Raw genomic sequence first — 4,131 nt, 5'->3', positions numbered from 1 at the left:
AGGGATAAATCCCTTACAAGTCAACGAACATAATAATCTCTCTTGTAGAAGTCCTTCCATATTGACTTGGTGAACTTTCATCTCTACCTGCGATCTGTGCTCTGTAAATAAAGCTCTAATATAACCTGGCAAAATCCCAATTCTGTTTCCTGTCGGTTGATGGATTGCCCAGCCATCACCGCACTCGATATCATCTCCTTTAACCACTGTATCTACCGCAGCTTCCTCAACTAAATACAGCTTCCTGAGCAGAAAATAAAACCGATAGTAACCATCAGGATCTGCTGCAACTTCAGGAAAAACATCGAGACTGTCAGTTTCCCGATAACCACCACTTCTAGCCACAAACGCAATCGGATTGAGGATATCTGCTGGTAATCCTAAACTAGGTAAATACCAAGGCATTTCTTCAGGTCTATCCAAAGGCATTCTACAAGCATAATCACAATGAATATCGCGAGTAGTCTTAATTAACCCAAAAGCTTCTGGCTGAAAATAATGCCGCCACAGTGGAGCAGCCTCAATTAAACCCTTCACACCACCAACGCATCCAGTATGGTACTTTTCCCCATGCCAAATCATCTTTCTGACGGGGAACCAGAGTTTATCTTCAACTTCAGCCCCTAAATATAATGCAATAACCTTAGACATATTTTGTACTATTTATCGGACAATCCAAGATTGGACACTGGGACGGATGTAACTCCACTTTATTCGCAAACTTAGTAATTTCCACCCCCAACTCACTAGAACAAGCCTTCAAAATCTCAACCATCACCTCCACCACTTGAGCCGGAAACAAACCCAAACAGTGCATCGGCTGTACCATCAGCACCTTCCCCTGATCGCTCTGCCATACCTCAGCCGCGATCGCATGTACTGGAGCATCCTGCCGTTCTCGATAGAAAATTACACTAGCAGCGAACCCCGTGGGAATATTAACCGCAATCTCAACGATATTACTAGAACCCAATCGCTTCGCCTTGCGTTCTAGCGACAACTTGCCACGATTGCGGTGATAATGCCGTCTAGCAGGGCAAAGCTTACTATCCCAGCAAGACTTTAACTTAGCCTCATCATTACCGACCTTGGAGCATGGAAAGCAATTGTGGGGGACTTTAGTGGGCACGATCCTACCAAACCTCAGAACGACTAATCTGGTTCATGTTCTGGTTCCGAATAGTCACATTCATTACAACTGAGTGTATTGGTTTCGTCAGTCCCAAAACTATTACTACCGCAAACCGGACAGCAAACTTCGAGTTGATCTAGTAAATCTTTTCCTTCCATTTTTTATTCCGCTAATTCTCTAGATTTTAGGTGCGCTTAAAACTTGAAAACATCTCAACCGATGTTTGTAAAACCCACATCAGTCAGTGTACTCGCTCTATGAATCTCCCAGTTCAATCGAGTCTAGTTCTGCCTCCAACTCCTCAACCGAAGGTAATTTAGACTGAAGGGGATCTGGTAACGATTTAGTCAATGCCTGTGTCCACTCAGCCACCCCCATCGGCTTATTGATGTCCCGCAGCGCATACTCAGCCACCACCCCATTTTTGGACCGACACAGCAATATCCCAATCGTCGGCTCATCACTATGATGGCGCAATAGATCGTCCACCGCCGACAGATAGAAGTTCAGCTTGCCCGCATACTCTGGCTTAAATTCATCCACCTTCAACTCAATTACCACATAGCAGCGCAATTTGAGATGGTAGAACAGCAAATCCAGCCGAAAATCTTGACCACCTACTTCCAAAGGAAACTGTTTGCCAACGAATGCAAACCCCTCCCCCAACTCCAACAAAAACTTCTCGATATGTTGGACTAAAGCATTCTCAAGCTCTCGTTCCTGCGCCTTTTTTCCCAAACTGAGGAAGTCGAATACATATGGATCTTTGAGTGTTGCCATCGCCAAATCAGATCGATCTGGAGGTAAGGTTGCCTCAAAATTAGTTACAGCCTGACCCTGGCGTTGATATAGTTGACTTTCAATCTGTAGCGTCAGGATGCTCCGAGACCAACCATTGAGACTTATTTGCTGGGCATACCAAAGTCTGGCATTATCATCTTTCACCCGACTGATCAGGATGAGATTATGACCCCAGGGAATTTGTGCAACAAGCTGTTGCACAAATTCATTCTCTGGATAAGCTTCTGCAAATGCCCGCATATATTTGAGATTACGACCAGATAACCCTTGAATTTCGGGAAACTCTTCGCGTAAATCTTGAGCAAGCCTGTCGATGACTTTCGCACCCCAACCTTGTTGAGACTGTCTCAACAGAATTTCCCGTCCAATTTGCCAGTAGAGGAGAATTAACTCCTGATTGACAGCTAGAGCTGCTCGAATTTGGCTGGTGCGAATCCGTTGCTTGAGACTGATGAGGAGTTCTTGATATTCAGTACTGAGTCGATCCATGCGGGTTTGAGGCTATTGCAGTTCGTAGTTCGTGTAGCGTTGAATTTGGAAATTAAATCGATTAGTTTTAATTACTCTTCAGGACGCTCAATTCCAATCGATTGAATTCTCAAATCGCAAATTTCTTTGAATATTTCTAACTTTTCACGATCGGTAGCAGCTCGAAAAATCTCGGCAATGGCAATAACCGCTTTACTTTTAGGTTCTGCTGGAGCCTTTATCTGCATATCTTCCACATGCAATGGCACAAAAGCAACAAAGTCAGTAGGTCTATAATAATCTGAATCCTTTCCCTCTCGAATCTTTGCTTCAAGCTCTTCTTGTGTTATTCCAGAGTAAATGATTCTCCCATCCTCAAATAGAATCCACTTTCCACCATGCTCCTTTACTAAAATATTCAAGCAATCTTGAAAATGACCGGATTGCTTCCTGAGATAATTTTCAGATTCTAAATACAAAAATAAATTATAAATAGAGTAAAAAATTTCATTTTGCTGCTTGTCCTTACCATGTATCAACAATCTTCTGGAAGTTTTACCCCGATTGAGATCGTACATCCGATCTTCAAAACTTATGGCTTCCGACACAGCCTCTAATTCTAGACCTTGAAACTCTCTCTTAGTCTTAGAATTGGAAATAATAGCACTGATTCGATCGTTCATTTCTATAAGATCTCCCAATAATTAATTAAAAATACTGCTGCATTTATTCTTCTCCAATTGTTGTTTCGCCTAGCCCTTTTAACGACTTCAATACCGATGCAGAGCGCTGGCGTTCTACTGCATCTCGGATGAACGGCTTGAGATAGAGGTCTAGATGTCCTTGATCTGGGTCATTGAGTTCCTTGGTTAACGTCATTAGATAATCTGTCTTGTCAGTTTGCCCCCAATCGATACTTATTCCCGCCCGATACGCTAACTCTGAGTGAATCACCATGATAGTGCGCCCATTTCCATCTAGAAAAGGATGTGCATGAGCCAGCGATCCCATAATGTGACCAGGTTGTTCGCGCATAACATTAGGATCTCGACCTTTATCGAGCGCGTAATCAGTAACCCTTCTGATATATGGAGGCTGGGCAAACATCGCTCTGTAACCGCCCTTGGAGATATTGACATTCGGTGCAGTTAGTAATCGATCTTGACCAGCCCAAGGATAGACATCGCCAAACAAAGTTTCGTGGATCGCTAAAACGTGCTTGTACTCGATGAAATCTATATTTGCTAGCGCATTTATCGCTCGACTAAGATTACCTTGAAACGAGGCATATTCGAGATCTTTGACCTTTGAGATATCTTTAAGGCTAGCGAAATTACGCAAGTAACCTCGGCTGTCAAAGTCACCAAATGGGTCAAAGGTCACGCATCTCGCTCCTGTAAATACTGAGCGTGAAGTAACGTATTCTCTTTGCCTGTTAAGATACCCGCGCGATTGAGTTCTACCAGCAGCCATTGAGTCCTGTCCAACTCAACTTCGTCGTCAGAAAGCCGAGAAAACGTTGCACCAATCTCATCAAGTTGAGAATGGCTATGTACTAAGTTATTTTCTTGGGCAAGTAGATCGATCTTCTGTTTCGCTGTTAATTCGGTGGTTGTTTGAACTGCTTGCATCTCAAATACCTTTGGTGATTGGTTTCTGACCACTTAATTATATCACGATCGATCCCAGTACCCCAATTTTACCTAATTAACATCTAATGTCTGATAATG

7 protein-coding genes are annotated in these 4,131 nt (G+C 43.1%); all 7 read right to left on the bottom strand.

Translation table 11 applies throughout. The features are described 5' to 3' along the window. Positions 1 to 651, bottom strand: a 651-nt coding sequence (locus RMO55_RS20735; protein ID WP_310429880.1) for a hypothetical protein, incomplete at its 3' end; no start/stop codon positions are given. Further along, the gene (locus RMO55_RS20730) at positions 644 to 1,129 is read right to left on the bottom strand and encodes a hypothetical protein (protein WP_310429878.1); all 486 of its coding nucleotides are present in this window, start codon (positions 1,127 to 1,129) and stop codon (positions 644 to 646) included. The genes RMO55_RS20730 and RMO55_RS20735, both read right to left, overlap by 8 nt. 23 nt (positions 1,130 to 1,152) lie before the next feature. Next, a complete protein-coding gene (locus RMO55_RS20725; protein WP_310429876.1) occupies positions 1,153 to 1,290 on the bottom strand; it encodes a hypothetical protein in 138 nt (45 codons plus the stop codon). A 97-nt stretch (positions 1,291 to 1,387) separates the two neighbouring features. Beyond that, entirely contained in the window at positions 1,388 to 2,422 is a 1,035-nt protein-coding gene (locus RMO55_RS20720) for a PDDEXK nuclease domain-containing protein (protein WP_310429874.1), read from the bottom strand. A gap of 71 nt (positions 2,423 to 2,493) precedes the next feature. Further along, on the bottom strand, positions 2,494 to 3,084 hold the full coding sequence (locus tag RMO55_RS20715; RefSeq protein ID WP_310429871.1) for a DUF5678 domain-containing protein: 591 nt from the start codon (positions 3,082 to 3,084) through the stop codon (positions 2,494 to 2,496). A gap of 43 nt (positions 3,085 to 3,127) precedes the next feature. Beyond that, positions 3,128 to 3,784: a Fic family protein gene (locus RMO55_RS20710; RefSeq protein WP_310429869.1), complete on the bottom strand. Its 657-nt coding sequence runs from the start codon at positions 3,782 to 3,784 to the stop codon at positions 3,128 to 3,130. Further along, positions 3,781 to 4,032, bottom strand: a complete 252-nt coding sequence (locus tag RMO55_RS20705; RefSeq protein WP_310429863.1) for a hypothetical protein — start codon at positions 4,030 to 4,032, stop codon at positions 3,781 to 3,783. Before RMO55_RS20705 ends, RMO55_RS20710 begins: the two co-directional genes overlap by 4 nt. Between the last annotated feature and the right edge of the window lie 99 nt (positions 4,033 to 4,131).

The sequence above is a fragment of the Chamaesiphon sp. VAR_48_metabat_135_sub genome (genome assembly GCF_031418915.1).
In the GTDB taxonomy this organism is placed as follows: Bacteria; Cyanobacteriota; Cyanobacteriia; order Cyanobacteriales; family Chamaesiphonaceae; genus Chamaesiphon.
The sequence above is the reverse complement of the archived record's forward strand: the minus strand, read 5'-3'. Positions and strand labels throughout refer to the sequence as shown.

Excerpts from the sequence above, each read along its gene's own strand:
- RMO55_RS20725 (WP_310429876.1), bottom strand. The coding sequence starts at position 1,290 with ATGGAAGGAAAAGATTTACTAGATCAACTCGAAGTTTGCTGTCCGGTT.
- RMO55_RS20720 (WP_310429874.1), bottom strand. The coding sequence starts at position 2,422 with ATGGATCGACTCAGTACTGAATATCAAGAACTCCTCATCAGTCTCAAG.
- RMO55_RS20715 (WP_310429871.1), bottom strand. The coding sequence starts at position 3,084 with ATGAACGATCGAATCAGTGCTATTATTTCCAATTCTAAGACTAAGAGA.
- RMO55_RS20705 (WP_310429863.1), bottom strand. The coding sequence starts at position 4,032 with ATGCAAGCAGTTCAAACAACCACCGAATTAACAGCGAAACAGAAGATC.